Origin of the sequence: Candidatus Ichthyocystis sparus, from assembly GCF_900078745.1 — a bacterium.
In the GTDB taxonomy this organism is placed as follows: Bacteria; Pseudomonadota; Gammaproteobacteria; order Burkholderiales; family 2013Ark19i; genus Ichthyocystis; species Ichthyocystis sparus.
Genome location: NZ_FKII01000080.1, coordinates 40164 through 57369, shown reverse-complemented (window position 1 = coordinate 57369; position 17206 = coordinate 40164). Strand labels below are relative to the sequence as shown.

Annotated in this window: 12 protein-coding genes; 10 read left to right on the top strand and 2 right to left on the bottom strand. The window is 37.8% G+C overall.

Annotated features, from left to right (window positions below):
• The first annotated feature begins 58 nt into the window (after positions 1–58).
• Positions 59–907 (top strand): hypothetical protein, encoded by an 849-nt coding sequence (locus tag A6733_RS07825; protein WP_092411361.1) that lies wholly within the window; start codon positions 59–61, stop codon positions 905–907.
• 1214 nt (positions 908–2121) lie between these two features.
• Here the strand turns inward: A6733_RS07825 and A6733_RS07820 are convergent.
• Entirely contained in the window at positions 2122–2598 is a 477-nt protein-coding gene (locus tag A6733_RS07820; protein ID WP_092460774.1) for a hypothetical protein, read from the bottom strand.
• A 1966-nt stretch (positions 2599–4564) separates the two neighbouring features.
• On the opposite strand from A6733_RS07820, the gene A6733_RS08505 reads away from it, so the two are divergent.
• The 7 genes from A6733_RS08505 to A6733_RS07790 all read left to right on the top strand — a co-directional run bounded on the left by A6733_RS08505 (position 4565) and on the right by A6733_RS07790 (position 16266).
• Complete coding sequence (locus tag A6733_RS08505; protein WP_139057548.1) at positions 4565–5944, top strand: hypothetical protein; 1380 nt, start codon at positions 4565–4567, stop codon at positions 5942–5944.
• A gap of 1596 nt (positions 5945–7540) precedes the next feature.
• Positions 7541–10000 carry a coiled-coil domain-containing protein gene (locus tag A6733_RS07805; protein ID WP_092403378.1) on the top strand — a complete coding sequence of 820 codons (2460 nt, stop codon included), beginning with the start codon at positions 7541–7543 and terminating at the stop codon, positions 9998–10000.
• A 782-nt stretch (positions 10001–10782) separates the two neighbouring features.
• Entirely contained in the window at positions 10783–10926 is a 144-nt protein-coding gene (locus A6733_RS09190; RefSeq protein WP_175330582.1) for a hypothetical protein, read from the top strand.
• 333 nt (positions 10927–11259) lie between these two features.
• Positions 11260–11385, top strand: coding sequence for a hypothetical protein (locus A6733_RS09750; protein WP_278183845.1), 126 nt, complete (start codon positions 11260–11262; stop codon positions 11383–11385).
• Positions 11386–11954: 569 nt separating this feature from the next.
• Positions 11955–12188, top strand: coding sequence for a hypothetical protein (locus A6733_RS07800; protein ID WP_092411359.1), 234 nt, complete (start codon positions 11955–11957; stop codon positions 12186–12188).
• 1253 nt (positions 12189–13441) lie between these two features.
• Positions 13442–15919, top strand: a complete 2478-nt coding sequence (locus A6733_RS07795; protein WP_092460773.1) for a hypothetical protein — start codon at positions 13442–13444, stop codon at positions 15917–15919.
• Positions 15920–16041: 122 nt separating this feature from the next.
• Positions 16042–16266, top strand: a complete 225-nt coding sequence (locus A6733_RS07790; protein ID WP_092403563.1) for a hypothetical protein — start codon at positions 16042–16044, stop codon at positions 16264–16266.
• 33 nt (positions 16267–16299) lie between these two features.
• On the opposite strand, the gene A6733_RS07785 is transcribed toward A6733_RS07790, so the two are convergent.
• Positions 16300–16593: a hypothetical protein gene (locus tag A6733_RS07785; protein WP_092411357.1), complete on the bottom strand. Its 294-nt coding sequence runs from the start codon at positions 16591–16593 to the stop codon at positions 16300–16302.
• A gap of 8 nt (positions 16594–16601) precedes the next feature.
• On the opposite strand from A6733_RS07785, the gene A6733_RS09185 reads away from it, so the two are divergent.
• Both A6733_RS09185 and A6733_RS09180 read left to right on the top strand, forming a co-directional pair.
• The gene (locus A6733_RS09185; protein WP_175330576.1) at positions 16602–16775 is read left to right on the top strand and encodes a hypothetical protein; all 174 of its coding nucleotides are present in this window, start codon (positions 16602–16604) and stop codon (positions 16773–16775) included.
• Positions 16776–16915: 140 nt separating this feature from the next.
• Positions 16916–17053, top strand: a complete 138-nt coding sequence (locus tag A6733_RS09180) for a hypothetical protein (protein ID WP_175330575.1) — start codon at positions 16916–16918, stop codon at positions 17051–17053.
• The last annotated feature ends 153 nt before the right edge of the window (positions 17054–17206 follow it).

Here is a 17206-nt window from a genome sequence, read left to right as displayed (position 1 = left end):
TATTTGTTGTTGGCTCTTGGAATGATCTTCATGGACTACTGTTAGCAAGGGGTTTCTTTTGAAAAAAGTGTCACTCCACGTTCGTGCTTGTACCTTAGCTACTGGCATATTGTGGTTTATTAGGGGATTTTATGTTTGGAAAGTATTCAATAATTTTTGGTTGAGTGCCTCTGTTTTCTTTTGCTTTTTTTTCTTTTTCATATCTATTACCCCTATAATAGGTCCGTTTTTGATTTTGTTTCTCCAGCCTTTTTATGCCATTTTGTTTATCATTTCATACGCACGCATGACATCTCCCAAGCCGTTTACGGTGAATTTAAGCTTATTTATTCAGTACTTCAAGTCTTCTGGTGATAAAATGAGCTATCTGGGCCTCATTCATACCTTGATAGCCAGTTCCTGGGCGTGGTTAGTGTTTTATGGTATCGCAAGAACCATAGAAAATCATTCTGACGGTGTAACGCTTTATCAGTTTCTATTGCTTTTCGCCAAAGTATCATTGTTTTTTGGAGTCAGTTATTTTTATCAGCAGGTACTCGTTCTCACAACATGCCTTTTAACTAACGTAAATATTTCACCATCACACGGCCATCTACTCAAGGCTATTTTCTTTGCCTGCTACGCCGTATTTAAAAACATTAAACCCCTTGCTCTGCAAGCCATGATATCTATCGTTCTGGCGTTAATGCCGGTACCACTTTTAGTACTCATTTCTCTAGTTGCTCAAGTATCTACACGATTTTTACAGTTACTTTATCTGATTTATTGCGCGTACTTCTTCTTTCCCGTGTATTTTGGTTCATTGTACGAAGCCTATGTAACTATATTTTACCATCAAGAGATAGAGTTATCTGATACTAACCCAACAGAGACAGAACATAAATCAGACGATAATTCCTCTAAATAATTCATTATGGTTGGTTTTATAGAGCCAGAATGGACCTTGTTTCAGATGATGCTATATCTAAGTGTAAACCTTACAATTTAAGATAAGGTTTTGTTATATTGGTTATGATGACATAATACTAGTTTTCTCGTCAATTTTATCGATGCAATTGGAAATACCCCGCCTACATGGAACAACTACCAAAGCTTGATTTTGACATACATGAAAATATGATAAGAAGCGCCACGAACAAACATGGTGCCATAACAATATACATAGTAATAGCTACTAATACATAACTATTGATATTAGTGCAAAATCTTTTATATATGCCAGTTTACTAGCCTCGTTGATTAATAGTTTATTGCTTTCAATCATTACTTTAGTTATTACTTTGCTTGTTACAGCATACATTGGTACTACCTCCTGTTATGGCAATAGTATATATTTCATATATGGCTTATATTTGATTGTACTTACTACATATACATATAATTTCCTATAATAATTACTACCTATAATGTATAAACGGCACTTCTACTGCTTATAAAGAAAGGCCTAGTAGTATTTCATAATTTACCGTCGTTACCGTAGTAGTTATTAATCAATCTGCGTAAGACATGGTTGAGTATCTAGATACACAAATTGTTTTTGTCGCTGTGTTTTTGTTTTCATTTCTATTATGGAGGCATCGTTTATGCGTACGACGTTGCATTTATTATAATATACAAGATAACAAGGTATTTATATTAACTAGAACTGGAATCAGAGATGATGATAGTTATTAAATTTTCTATTCTACTACCTACTGCCACAATTGCTGGTATTAGAGCAGTTAGTGTAGGTAGCGGCAAAAAACACTGGAATACATGACACATAAACTGTGCAGTATTTTTGGGAATTGTCCGACAATATAGACGTACCAACTTCATAAACTATGAGGAATAGTATGAATGTACATAGCAAAATCAGTAAAGTTGTTAAAATAGGATAAGGTGTAGTATTACTTTGTCGCAGAAATAGAACGCATTTTATGTGATTGATGGTACTCCAACACATTTGTCCTAACTACCACTGGTTAATATTTAACATTAGTTGAGCAACTAAAAAATACATTCAGTAGACTAGTAACAAACTAGATGTTCTTTTCTTAATTATTAAACAAATACAGACTAGTGTACCTTTCAGTACACTAATAAGTGCGTACTATTCTGATAATAAATCAACAAACGTGCTCATCCAAATAGTAGAGATTCCGCAGCTTCAAAAAGCTTATCTGAGCCAGGCAAAAAAATTGACAATATCGTAAGTGCAAAAAATGACGCCCCGACAGACATTAAAGCAATACCACACGTAGCTACAGAGCTTGATTGTTCCAAACCAATCTCCTGTGCCAAAAAGGATATAACGAACAGCGCTATAGCAGTAAGGAAAATTACTAGACTAAAATTTAGGCATGATGACAGTACTTTCGATCCGTCACCACTAGCTTTGTCTACCTGGCTTGTAAACGATTCCCTCATCACACACGGATTTTTGATTTTGTAAATAACCTCGGAAAGAGATGATAATGCGTGTGAGCTGATATCCTCTTCGGTGGAAACAGATTCGGTGGAAACAGACAACATTATTGGCTGGTCATCATCATACTCGCTACCATAACAAACTTCATCCCAATTAAATATAACCTCTTCTTTTGATACCGTATTCATGCAATCCAATCAGTTGTACATACATAGGACTCACTACACATAATACACAAATTTAGTATGTCATGTAAAAACATAGGATGCACAATACCACCAACCATACACATTTTACAATCTAGTAATTACAATACTAAAAAATTTAACTGTGAAATTACAATATGTAAGATTAGTATTAGTATATGAAATAAGTTGGGCAAGTAATTCATAGAAGGAAATATTACCAATAGCATGTATGACACATATATTAAGCAACTTTACCGATTATTGGACATAATCACCTCTATTTAGATTATTTGTATTTAATATAATTTAATCGGGAATGCTTGTTTGTAGGATCAATAACATTGATGCTACTATCATCGCAGGAACAGCATTAATGATAGCATCTATGTAGTTACACTTATGTCAAGTGATATGGTGGTTTTTTTTTATTGCCTATGTTATATAGCTCTACCACTAGTGTGCATACATCACTCACCTACAAGACACTACCAATGATACCAGAGGTATTTACATGTTCGTCATTATTAGTACTTGTTAGCAGTGTTTGTGCATAATATTCACTGTGGTGTACCAAATATTTTAGCTTGATTATGGGAATTATCTATAACTATCATCATGTAATGGTCTTAGCAAATAGTAAAGTTAGGTCGAATCTTGTTATTGGCATTACCAATCGTTATATGAAAATGGAGTAGATATGACTGAGTGCAAGTTGCAATAATGATATAAACATACAGGTAGAATTTTTAGCACCAGAAGATTATTATAGCTACCATTCAATCGATGTTTATATGACATAAAGTGGTGACCAGGGCAGTTAATTTTTCTTGTATTGACTTGTTTGGATATTTATGTTGGCGCTTTTGGCTAAAATTACCAACACAAAGCAATGTCTATAACGGCAGATATAACATTTAATGTCAATATTGTCATGTTTATTAAATTATTTTGTATAATAAACCATTGGCGGTTTCTTGTTCAAAAACAAGCTCCCATGATTAATATATATTACTCATAAGACTAGCATCAACTGCAAATGCCACTAACACTAAAAGCAACCATGAATAGGGATATCAGAAATAATAAAAACGGCCATAGCCAAAAACCATCCTACATATGGCTATGAGTAAATATCAAAATAGGAGGAGCACAAAATAATAAAATTAATGTTAATGTTATGTCTATGCTAAATGTAGATATCACAAAAAAGACTATCCATACTCAATGCAAACATCATCAATATTAGTATCATCGAATGCTAATATTTAGATGGTTGATCAACTAAACAGAGTGCAAAGTCTATCACTTGATCAAATTTAACTATCCATTGACAACGTAAACCCAAACCATAATTACTAATTAATAAACATACAATACAACATTTAAGTAGCCACACAAATACGAAACACAAGGAGAGGGATAGCAAATTACGGAACTTGATCTTAAACAAAATGCTCATTAGATTACGGGTAAAATCATTCGGTCTTAGATACAAATACTAAAGCAGGGTTGGGTAAAAATAAATTGATTTGCCATAGCATATCAACGCATAATTCTATCTTTGGGCAGTGATTTTGCAAACAAAGTGTCATTAACGGTCTAACAAGAAGTTTCAGTGAACAAATACCAAATAAATTACAGTCTAGCATTTTATTTTACTTAGTCTGCCTGCATCTAAACAATTAAGGAAACTACGCTAAGCTATAAAAAACTAATCTGACATACAAACAAAGTATGTAGTTGTAATTATAGAAACTGAACATGTATTTGGTTAGAGATATTTCTAGTTGAAGAAGATCTTTTGCTAGATCAGCACGATAGCCGCTGTGCACAGATATGGATGGTTAGGTAGCTGTGCACGTACTGGTAAATACTATCTACTCACTTGATCCTTCGTAGTTAGAGCAAATTGCGTGTTTGCGTGCATATCATTGACAAGAACAAAAAAACAGGGGATCTGTAAATTATGAAACGTAGATTGAGTAGCTCAAGTAGCGGGCCGAGTAGCCCCAAAGATAGCATTGAACAGGGTAGTGTGGGCGAGTATGAATCTTCAAGCGAACTAGAACAGAGCTCGGAAGTGGGGTTCATATTAGAACCACATCTAGCACAAATACTTGGAATGGGTCCTGGTGAATCACTAGTGCGAGGTATGTTTTTCGGCTCCGAACGAACTGGTGATGTGTTGTGTTTAATAAATCAAATTTTGGAAGTTCATGAAGATATGGTTCATGGGGAATCAGAAGAAGGAGCTAGCGGTGGATATGATCCTTGTCTTGCGGAGTCTAACCAATTACTACTGGAAGCTCTGATGTCAAGTATAGAGGGGCCGGCAGAAGTAGAAGATAATGTAGATATTCAGAGCGGGGGACTGTCATCAAGCAACGCATCGAAACATGGAGAAGAAGAGAGAGCAGAAGGATTCGTACCGGATCCAAGTTTAGCGCAGATTCTTGGTATGAATCCTGGTGAATTGCTGGTACGAGGAATGTTTTTTGGCACTGAAAAGGCCAGTTTCGTATCAAATTTGGTAGATCAAATTTTAGACAATATGATTCGCCGTGAACTAGGAGAAGGAACTAGTTCTGCACGCCTGGAAACTGCCGGAGATCTCGAAAATGCTGTTGCTCTTGAAGTATCCAATTCACTGTTGGTACAAGCTCTTATGGATAGTATAGAAGCGCCAGGAGCAATAGCACCGAAACAGAAGTCGGTAATAGTAATAGAAGACTCAGAAGAATCAGGAGAGTCATCAGTAGTAGTAATAGGAGATTCAGAAGGATCAGGAGAATCATCCGTACTAGTAGTAGGAGATTCGGAAGAATCAGAAGGGTCAGTAGTAATAATAGAAGAGGATGTGGAACAGGCCAGAGCAAGAAGAATAGCAAAACATGAAGCAAGAATGAAAAGACAAGCTAGAGAGAGAGAGGAGGAGAAGAAAAAGAAAGAGGAGGAAAAAAAAGCAACAATAGAAGCTAAAGCGGAAGCGCGCATGCGCTCGATAGAGAGGGAGCATGCAGAGAGACTTGAAAAAGCTAGGAGAAAGAAGGAAGCGTTGGAAGAAACAAGAAGGATATTTGGAGAACACTCAAAGACAACAGAAAAGGTGGTAGAGTCGGCAGTTGATGTGGGAATAAAAGAAGTACTGGAAGAAATAGTAGAAGAGGTAGTATCAAGTGAATCAGCGGTAGTAGTAAGGGAAGTAGACGAGGAAATGAGAGAAACATTAGAAGGAGTAATAGTAGAAGCTGTAGAATTGATGGTTAGAGAAGAAGTGGTGGAAGAAGTTATGGAAGAAGTGGTAGCAGTAGTAGCAGCGGAAAAAACAACTACAGACTCACAATAAGTCTGTAGCGTTCTTGATAAAGGAGAGAAGAAATTTTAGGGTATGAAATGGAGAAACTAGAGATATTGCGTTTAATCGACCTTAGAAAAATAAATATTTCTGCACTAATGGGACGAAAGTCAAAAGCAATGCAAATATAAACCAGATAGTCCACAATAAAATAATAATAGAGATTGATGTAGGTATGCAAGGGGCAATCATCTCAGAATACGCTAAAGTGCTTAACACTGGAGCTCGGGTGCGTAGTCCACTATTGATTACGTGGGTGTTGAGTGCATGTTTATCACTGCTTCTGGAATAGACTTTGGTGAGATGAGAAACTGATAGAATGGATATTAATTATGGAAGAGTAGGTGCGTAAATTTTGATTCAATTCTTAAAAAAGATCGTACAAAAAAATAAGAATAATTTTCCATGTTTGCATGGACCTCTTTATTAGACAAATAATTGTTCTTTCTAAGAAATTAATGTTATTTATCAAACTAACTCCATTAAAAGATTTCATTTCGTACACATTGTAAATACCAAATAAATTATCATATTTTTCAATATTTAATAATTTAATAATTATATGTGGATTGGCATGAGGGTGGAGATATAAGAAGAATAATAAACGGTAAGGGGGCTGGATACATAAACTGCAGAAGCGTTACAATGAGCAATAGTAGAAGGAGTAGTAGCATCACAAAAATTCATACAGAACCATAATGGGTCACATTTGATGATAGTATGAAAAAATTGTGGAATGAATACCCAATCACTGTGTTGTATCAGCCGTAAAAAATAAATATTCCGCACTAATGTGACTAAAGTCAAAAAATGTAAGTGAGCCAAATTACCTGCAGTAAAATAATAATATAGATTAGGATCAGCATAGGTATATAATGGGGGCAATCATATTTATGCGCTGAAATGCCTGATGCTGGTTCGTGGTGTAGTGTGTACGGTATTTGGTGTGCATTTATATCACTGCTGCCGGAAATACTCCTTGATGAGAGATAGATATAGCAGGTATTAATTATAGAAGAGTGGGTGCATACATTTCGTATCAGTTCTTGAAAAAGAGCATGCAAAAATAAAACTGGTTTTCTACGGATATCTTATTCTTAAGTAAGTAATTGTTTTTACGAGAAATTCATATTTTATCAGAATAACCACATTAAAAAATTTCATCTCATACGTAACATAAATACCAAATAAATTACAATTTTCCTAATATTTAATAAGCAAACTTAAAAAATTATCTATAAACTTATAAAGTGCGGTGATTGATAGAGAATACCCAATTTGGCTATCATTAAGCCTACAACCGTAATTGCAATAACTAAACCTAATGTATGTAGATAAATGTTAGTTGAAATTGAGCTTCTACTAGCTCAGCATACTAAGTGTGTTCGCCTCGCTTGTATGTTGGTCAAGCGTAACCCATATGCTATGCCTCTATAGTTGATGAAACTATTTTTTTATATGTGCGTGTATTCTAAAAGGCATATTAAATTAAAAAAACAAGTTTAGTACCAACTGTAGGAAGCAAAGATGTTTGTCTACAGAATGTGTTATCAATAGAAAAAGCAATAAAATAAGGACTCTATACTGATGAAACGGAAATTAAGTAGCACAAGTAGTGAAGCGAGTAGTCCTGAGGGTAACTATTATAGGCAAGGTAGTGCAAATGAACAGATGCAAACATCAAGTGTACTAGATCTAGCACAAAATACAGAATCCGCTGATGCGGAAGGGTTTGTATTAGACCAGCATTTAGCACAAGCGTTGGGGATGCACCCTGGTGAAATGATATTTAGAAGTATGTTTTATGGCACCCCTCAGTCTTCTCGTATATCAAGTTTGGCAGCTCAACTTATAGATAAACATGAAGAACTAGTTCGTAGAGAAATAGGAGAGGGGACTAGTTCTACAGTCCGACCTAGCGATGGCGGTTATAATCTTGCTCTTATGGCCTCTAACGAGGCGACAATACGAGCGCTTCTGGATAGCATAGAAGCACCTCAACTTGCAGTAGTACCGTCAGTAGTAATAGAAGGTGAGGATACTATGCATGGGCAGCCAAGTGCATCAGAGATGGTGGTAATGGGAGATGCATATACTATGCATGGGCAGCCAAGTGCATCAGAGATGGTGGTAATGGAAGATGCGTATACTATGCATGGGCAAGTAACAAGTACAACGGGGCAGAGTACTAGGAGCTCTTATGAAGGGTTCATGTTGACACCAGATTTAGCAATAGAGCTGGGAATGCAACCTGGTGCAAGGCTATTTAGAAGCATGTTTTATGGTACTCCTCAATCTGATGTAGTTTTAGAACTAGTAAGCCAACTTTCAGAAATGCGAGAAAATTTATTGATAAGTCAAACACTAGAAATAGCTAGTGCAACCCAAAAAGGAATTAGCGTCGATTACGAAAATACGGCTGCTCTTATAGCTGCTAACGAAGAATTAATGCAGGCTCTGATGGGTAGCATAGAATCACCTTCGTTTACAGTATTACCGGGAGTAGCAGTAGAGGTTGTGGATACTACGCTTAGGCAAGTACCAAGTGCACCTGGACAAAGTACTATAGACCATGATGAAGGGTTCATGTTAACACCAGATTTAGCAATAGAGCTAGGAATGCAACCTGGTCAAGTGCTGCGTAGAAGTATGTTTTATGGCACTTCACAATCTAACATCGTTTTAAAAATAGTAAGTCAACTTTCAGCAATTAGAGAAGACTTATTGCACAATCAAGAACTAGAAATATCTGGTGCAATCCAAGATGAAACTAGTATTGGCTGCGAAAATATTGCTGCTCTTATGGCAACCAACGAGGAATTAATACGAGCTCTGGTGGGTAGCATAGAAGCACCTTCAGTTGTAGTACCTACAATAGCAGTGGGGGAGCAAAAAACAGAATCGAATAAAAAGTTGCTAACGAAATTTGAAGAAGAGAAAAATAAGCGATTAGAAAAATCTAGGATCAGACTGGAGATGGAAGCACAAGAAAAAAGAGAAAAACTGAAAAAGAGATATGATGCGGAAGAAGCGAAGAGGAGAGAAAAAGAAATAGAGGTAGATCTAGGTATAGCTAGACATAGAGAGGCAGAGCTAAAGAGAGTAAAAGAAAAGGTAAAAAAAATCATTGAAGGGATAGAGATAACAGGATCACTAAGCTCGAGAAAACAAGCGCTGGAGAAAGAGCTACGGGCGATAAAAACAACCGAAAGAGAACTAAGGAGAGTGTTGGTAAAACCGATATCAGAAAATCAGCAGGAAATGGAGAAAAAACTAGAGAAATCAAGAGCACGATATAAAGAACTAAAGGAAGCGGGAGCAGGAAAGATTGCAATGGAGATAGATTACTTAAAATCCAGAAAAATAACAGTAGAGAGAGAACTGGGAAAAGTAATAGAGAGCAAAATAAAAGTGAAAGAGCTAGAGCAGTATCTAAAGATACTAGTAAGTAACGAATTAGATCTGGAGAAAAGAGGGGCAAGAGAGGAAGAGATAGATAGAGTAACAATGAGAGAGATGAGGATAGAGACACGTTTAGCTGAATTAAGAGCAATAGTAGTAAATGAGAAAAATCTAGAGCTAGAGCTAAATGATCTGATAGCTAAAATAACAAATATAGAGCAATCAATAGACATGGGGAAAAGAAAAATAGAGATAGATAGATTAAAAAATGAATCAGGAGCGGAAGCAGGCGAGAGAGAGCTAGAACTAAAGCTGAGACTAGAGGGGGTGAACACAAAAGTGAGAGTCCTAGAGCTAAAGCTGTGGCTACGGCTAGGGAAACTGATAGCGAAAAAGATAGAGATAGAGAGGAAGATAACATATCTAGCTCTGGAAATCACAGAGATAATAAGAAAAGCCAGGGAAGAGGAAATAACGAGAGTAGCAAATCTAACTCTAGGGGAATCAGAAGGAGCAAAAGCAAAGAGAAAGTCGGACAAGGTAGTAGCATTTGAGGTATCAACAGAAGTGGTAGCAATGCAAGAATCGGAAGAAGAAGAGGGAACAAACGATAACAATACTGAAAACAAAAACGATAAAAAATAGGGGGCAAGAAATTATTTGTGGAATTCACAAAACTGGAGGTACATAAAAGAGAAAGAGAACGCTGCGGACAAAATCAAAAGTAATGGAGCATTAAACATAGTTGAAAAAGAGCTTTTGCTAACTCAGTATGCTAGGTGTATTCGCTTCTTATGTATGTTGATTAGGCATAAAGCATAGATGCTATGCATCTATCTCTGCAGTTGACGAAGTTATTTTTTGTATGTGCATTGGCATGTATGTTTTTGTTAAGAGTATTTTTTGTTAGCATAGATATACATGTGTTCTAGGAGGTGTATTGAGATAGTAGGAAGTATTACCTACAATATGTGGTATCAATAGAAAAAGCAAGAAAATAAGTATTCTAACTAATGAAACGAAAATTGAGTAGCTCAAGTAGTAATAACGGTGATTATGGAGAGAATAATGTAGATAAGTAGGTACGACAATAGAATTAGGAACAAAGTACAGGATCTGCCAAGTAAGGATGGTTCTTGTTAGCACCACGTTTGGCATAATCGTCGGAGATACAACCTAATGAAAGGACATTTAGAATTATGGCACCCCTCACGGCTTCTCACATACCATATTTGGCAGCTCAACTTTTAGATGAACAGTAAAATATGCTTCGCCGTAAGTTAGGAAAGATAACTAGTTCTGCAGCCCAATCCAGCGGCAGCGTTGATATTTTTTCTCTTGTTAAATCTAATGCAGCAACAATACAAGCTCTGCTGTATAACTAAGAAGCACCTCCATTTGCAGTGATACCGGGAGACGTGGATGCTATGTGTGGTCAAGGGCAAAATGCACCAGAGGTGATAGTAGTAGGTGGTATAGGTATTGCATTCGAGCAAGTGCCAAATGCACCAGAACAGAGTACAAGAAATTATGATGGAGAGTGGCACCAAATTTGGCGCAATAGCTGGTAATGCAATCTGGTCAGGCACTACATAGAAGTATGTTTTACGGTACTCCTAAATCTGATATTGTTTTAAACATAGTAAGTCAACTTTTATAAATTCGAGAAGATTTATTGCGCAATCAAGAATTAGAAATATTTAGTACAATCCAAAAGGAAATTAGTAGTGGTTGCGAAGATAATGTGCGACTGCACCAGAGCAACTAATTAAAAATTAATGCGAGCTCTGAGAAGCATCATAGAAGCACCGTAAGTAGCAGTACCTACAATGGCAGTAGGATAATACGAAACATAATTGAAAAAATTGCCAACGAAAATGGAGTAAGAGAAAAATGAAAGGCTGATGAGATTGGAAAAATCTAAGTCCATACTGAACGTGAGAAAGCAAGAAAAAAGGAAGAGAAGGGGCAGCAGCAAAGGAGTAGAAGTCAGTAAAGAAGGGTCGAGGAAAAGAGATGGAAACAAATAGATGAAATTAAGAGCAACAAACGGAAGAAGTCTAGAGCCAGGTAAATTTGTAACAAAAAAAGAAAGAGGTATAGGCAATGATGGATAGAGGGAAAAGGGAAATAGAGCTAAATGGATTAAAAAAGGAAGCAAAAGCGAAATTAGGGGAGGGAGAACTAAAAGTTAATGCTTATTTATACTAGAGTAGAGGAGATAAACGTGAGAGTAAGAGCGCTAGAACTGGGGCTAGGGGGGACTATGGTTAGGGAAAACTGATAGCGAAAAAGATAGAGAAAAGAATAGCCAAACTAGAGTTAGAGCGGAGGCTGGTTGCAGTAAGAGAACGTGAGAACCAGATCTAGGAATAGAGTTAAATAGAGTGAAAACACACACGGCAAGTCTGGATAGAGAAATATTTGACAGGTAGAATGATATCGGGAGTAGCAGCGTCAGAGATAGAGGAGAAAAAAATAAACTGAAAGAACTAAGTAGGAATAGATCTCTAGAAAGAATGAAGGCTCTAAAACTGAAGATAGAGTTATCAAAAACAAGATTAAGAGCTAGGATACTAGTTCTAGAGTTAGAAGTACTGTGGGGCAGAAAGCAGGGCCAGGATTGGAAGTAGTAGAGGAGATAGGAAGATTGGTGATAAAAATGATAGATACAGTAGTAGGAACAGTAATAGAAGAAAGAAGAAGTATTAAATTTGTAGTGAGAGTGAGGTTAGGTATAGTCTTTACTGTATTAGGCCATATAAATGATAAGGACGCTACTATCGCGATACGAATATTAAGTCACTTATGTAAGTTAGGTATCCAATTGTAAAACAACGACATGAGAGTGGTTACATCCAGGGATAATGTACTCTCCGACGGCACCCGAATGAGCTACGTAACCCTGGGGTGAGGTTGTAATTGAGTGCAGATCTAGCCCTAATAGAACAAATTCGGCATTGTAAATGACACTATCTCGTAGATTATAAACTAACAGTTGGTCTTTTACCCCTCGTGATCTAGATGCTACTCCGTTTTCATTAACAAGAGTCAAAGCTGTACTAATAAGAAATATGCCATCAACTCAATCTGATCAAAATACCAGACCTGGATAGCTACAGGTCGGGATTTATATATTAGAAGCAGTACAAAAATTCTCAGTAAAGTAAAAACATACAACTGTTAGTTGGGCGTAGTTTATCTGGTATAGAATGGTATACTGACCGTTATTTTTTTCTTGTATTAACCTGAGGTACGGAAAGCTGGGAGTAACCACGTACATTTGCTGTAAAGAAGCAGAAAGATATCACAGGAGCAAGACAATTAATAATCAATAGAGTTTAATTATTAACCTACATACTGACAATCGCATACACTAATAAAACTGTATTGGTAGTTAGTGGTGTTCGACTAGCCAACAGTTGCATTATGGGAGCAATAAACCAGAGTATAAAGCCATATGTATTAAAGTGTAGATACAGTAATTCTGCTTTAGATACTGAAATAAGATTAGTTAAAAGTTAACTAATTTGCTGCTGATGCTGTTAAATGTAGATATATTTAAACAACAACTATTCTTTTAGTATTGATGATAATTACATGAAAAATCTTTATAAGTACACATAGAAATATCAAATAAATTACAGTCCTTATATCGCGTTTTTCTTTTATAAATTAGATTCAAAAAATTGAGAAAACTACACTAATTAATAAAGACTCATAATTTCTTCGTAGGTAATCCTGCAAAGATAGTTGCAATGACTGAATCTAATGTATGCGGGGCAATACTAGTTGAAAAATAGCTTTCACTAACTCAGCATGGCAGGTCTGTGCTTCTTAGATGTAGTTAAATCTAATTTATGGTTACTGGTCTCTGTTAGTTTGATAAAGTTGTTTCTTATCTCATATATGCGCGAGTCTGTGTTGTTGGGGGTATTTCATTAATGTGGTCGAGTATGTTCTAAGGGGCATATTAAATAAAAAAAACAAATTCGGTATTACATGTCATGTGGACGGTCTGCTTACAGCGAGTAACGTAGGCATCAATAGAAGAAGGAAAAAAACAAGAAAATAAGGGCTATATTAATGAAAAGAAAGTTAACTAGTAGTGAAGCGAATAACCCTGAGGGTGGTTACGGGCAAAGTAGTGTGGATAAGCAAGCACAACCATCAGGTTCGTTGGAATTAGAACAAAGTGCAGTGTCTGTTGATGCTGGAGGATTTATATTAGATTCACATTTAGCACAATCATTGGGAATGCGTCCTGGTGACAGGATATTTCGAAGTATGTTTTATGGTACATCGCAAGCCCCTCTTGTATCGGGTTTGGCAGCTCAACTTTTAGAAGAACATGAAGCACTGATTAGTCGTGCATCAGGAGAGGGAACTAGTTCTGCCGTCCAGCTTAGCGATCGTGATTCTGCTCTTATGGCCTCTAACGAGATGACGATACGAGCGCTTCTGGATAGCGTAGAAGCATCTCGATTTAGTGGTATAGAAGCACCTCTTCAAGTAGTACCGGCAGAGGTGGTAGAAGAAAATACTGCGTGTTGGCAAGCACCAGGAACAGTAGAAACTGCAGGTGCTAGTACGTATTGGCAAGCACCGGGAGCAGTAGAAACTGCAGGTGCTAGTACGCATTGGCAAGCACCGGGAGCAGTAGAAACTGCAGGTGCTAGTACGTATTGGCAAGCACCGGGAGCAGTAGAAACTGCAGGTGCTAGTACGCATTGGCAAGCACCGGGAGCAGTAGAAACTGCAGGTGCTAGTACGTATTGGCAAGCACCGGGAGCAGTAGAAACTGCAGGTGCTAATACATATTGGCAAGCACCGGGAGCAGTAGAAACTGCAGGTGCTAGTACGTATTGGCAAGCACCGGGAGCAGTAGAAACTGCAGGTGCTAGTACGCATTGGCAAGCACCGGGAGCAGTAGAAACTGCAGGTGCTAGTACGTATTGGCAAGCACCGGGAGCAGTAGAAACTGCAGGTGCTAATGCATATTGGCAAGCACCGGGAGCAGTAGAGACTGCAGGTGCTAATGCATATTGGCAAGCACCGGGAGCAGTAGAGACTGCAGGTGCTAGTGCGTATTGGCAAGCACCGGGAGCAGTAGAGACTGCAGGTGCTAGTGCGCAGAGTGCTAGAGGCCATGAGAAGGGGGTCATATCGGCAAAAGATGTAGCATTAGAGCTAGGAATGCGCCCCGGTCAAGCACTACGTCGAAGCATGTTTTACAATACTCCACAGTATGATACCGTTTTAAACATAATAAATCGACTTTCTGTAATTAGAGAAGGTTTATTACGCAATCTAGAACTAGAAAGAGCCGGTTTAATTCAGGAAGAAATTAGAGAAGAAGTTGGTTACAAAGATACTACTGTCCTTATAAGATCCAATGCAGCATTAATGCAGTCTCTGATAGGTAGCATAGAAACACCAACAGCGGTCATAAAAGAACAAGAAAAAAAAGAAAAACAGAGAAAGAGGGAAGAGGAAGCTGTTAAGAGAAGAGAAAATCTGCTAGCTAAAGAGCGAGAAAGAGAAGAAAAGCTGCTTGCTAAAGAGCAAGAAAAAAAGGAAAGATTGATAAAAAAAGAGGAAGAGGCAGCTGCTAAGAGAAGAGAAAAAATGCTCGCCAAAGAGCAAGAAAAGAAAGATAAACCGAGTGATAAAGGTGAGGAGGAAGCAAAGAAGAAAAGAAGAAAAGTAAAGTTGGTTACGAAAGAGCAAGAAAAAACAGAAAAACTGAGAAGAAAAGAGGAAGAGGAAGAAACGAAAGATCGAGAAAGAGAGGTGGAGGTAGCTATAAGGATAGCTATATGTAGAAAAGCAGAGCTAGAAAGAGTAAAGGGGGAAGTAGAAGAAAGTGTGAAAGAGCTGGAAGTAACGGCGTCATCAAGCTCGGGGGAAAAAGATGCGGAGAACAAATTAGGAATCATTAAAGCAATCAGAAGAGAAATAGGGAAAGTGATAGCAGGACCGAGATCAAAAGATCTCCAAGAAATAGAGAAAGAGCTAAATAGAATGGTGTCAAGGTATGAAGAACTGAAGCGAGCGGGAGCAGATTCAATAATACTAATGGGTCAAATAAGAACTAAAGAGACAAGAGCAAGGAAAGATCTGAAAAAAACAATAGAAAGAGAAACAAAAGTAAAAGATCTAGAGCAAGAGTTGGGGATACTAGTAGCAAAAGAATTAGATCTAGAAAAAACAGGAACAAACAAGGAAGAGCTAGATGAAGTAAGAAAAAGGGAGATAAAGGTAGAGATAGATCTAGCCGAATTGAGAGCAATGATAGCAGTACCCGGGGGAAGTATAGAGATAGAGCTAGAGCTGGGTAGGCTGGTAGCAGAAAGGACAGCAATAGAGGCAGGGATAGATATTGGGAAGAAGAAAATGGAGCTAAATAGATTGAGAAAGGAAGCAGGAGCGCAATCAAGCGAGAAAGAGCTGGAACTAATGCTTAGGCTAGAGGAAATAAACACGAAAGTAAGAGTAATAGAACTGGAGCTAGAACTATGGCTAGGTAAGTATGGGCAAGACCCAAGTGCACCCACCGCATGAGCAAGACCCAAGTGCATCGCACGGGCAAAACCAAGGCGCGCAGCGTGGGCAAAGCCAAAGTGCGCTGCATGGGCAAGACCCAGTTACAACAGGGCAGAGTGCTATAGACTCTTGGGGTTCGTGTGTTGGCACCACATTTGGCATCAGCTCTGGGAATGCAGCATGGAGAGGGGCTATTTCGAGGTATGTTCCATAGCACACAACGGTTTCGTGTAGTATCAGAAATGGCAAGTCAACTTTCAGAAATTCAGAGAGATTTATTGCGCAATCAAGAATTAGAAAGAGCCGATGTTGTAACCCAAGGAGAGGTTAGTCTTAGTTTCGAAGACACTGCTCTGCCCTTGTAGTAACTAACGAAGAATTATTGCAAGCTCTAATAGCTAGATAGAAGCACCTGCAGAGACAGTACCTTCTACATTAGAAGAAGAGAGAAGTCGTAGATTGGCTAGATCTAAAGAGAGACTAGAAAGGGAAGAGCGAGAACAAGAAATAGTGGTAGTTCTACGTATGCCTAAACTTATAGAAACAGATCTAAGGGAAGTAAAAAATAGGGTAGGAGCAAGTACGAGAGGACCAGAGGTAGCGGTACCGTAGAGCCAGAAAAAAATTGATGAAGAGTTAAAAGCAGTTCTAGAGAAAAAAAGAAATAAGCGCAATTCTGGAAACGGTACCATTAAGAAGCGTGCAAGAGATAAAAAAAGAACTAGAGAAAGTTAGAGCGAGAAAGAAGGAATTAGATAGAGTGGGGGTTGGAAAAAATGCAGTAGAGCTAGAAGGAGTGAGAGTAAGACAGGAAATGATAGAGGTGGAGCTGAAAAGAGTAAGAGATAGAGTGACAGAAGTAGAAGATCTATAACGAGAGCTAGATGCACTATTAGCAAAATAGGTAGAACTAGAGGTAACAGGAGCACGCGAGGAGGAGGTAGAAAAAGTAAGAGCAAGGCAGATTGAGATAGATTCAAGGCTAATAGAATCAAGAGCGATGGTAACAAACGCTTGAGAACTAGGAATAGAGCTAGAGCAGTTGGTAGAGAAAGAATGGTGGACATAGAGGAAAGAGATTTAGAGCTAGATAGATTGAGAATGGAAGCAAGAGTTGGAGCAAACAAAGAGGATGTAGGGCTAGCATTATAACTAGAGGGAGTAAGAGTAAGAAAGCTAGAGCTGGAGCTATTGGTGTAACTAGGGCCACTGATGGCTGTGGAGCTAGAGCTTAAAAAAACTAGAGGGATGGAGAGAAAAGCTAAAGGTTAAAGCAGAAGTTAGAAGGATGCTAGCGGAGAAATT

Coding starts and splice junctions, on each gene's coding strand:
- A6733_RS09190 (WP_175330582.1), top strand. CDS start 10,783: ATGTGTGGTCAAGGGCAAAATGCACCAGAGGTGATAGTAGTAGGTGGT.
- A6733_RS07805 (WP_092403378.1), top strand. CDS start 7,541: ATGAAACGGAAATTAAGTAGCACAAGTAGTGAAGCGAGTAGTCCTGAG.
- A6733_RS08505 (WP_139057548.1), top strand. CDS start 4,565: ATGAAACGTAGATTGAGTAGCTCAAGTAGCGGGCCGAGTAGCCCCAAA.
- A6733_RS07785 (WP_092411357.1), bottom strand. CDS start 16,593: ATGGTACCGTTTCCAGAATTGCGCTTATTTCTTTTTTTCTCTAGAACT.
- A6733_RS07795 (WP_092460773.1), top strand. CDS start 13,442: ATGAAAAGAAAGTTAACTAGTAGTGAAGCGAATAACCCTGAGGGTGGT.
- A6733_RS07820 (WP_092460774.1), bottom strand. CDS start 2,598: ATGAATACGGTATCAAAAGAAGAGGTTATATTTAATTGGGATGAAGTT.
- A6733_RS09750 (WP_278183845.1), top strand. CDS start 11,260: ATGAGATTGGAAAAATCTAAGTCCATACTGAACGTGAGAAAGCAAGAA.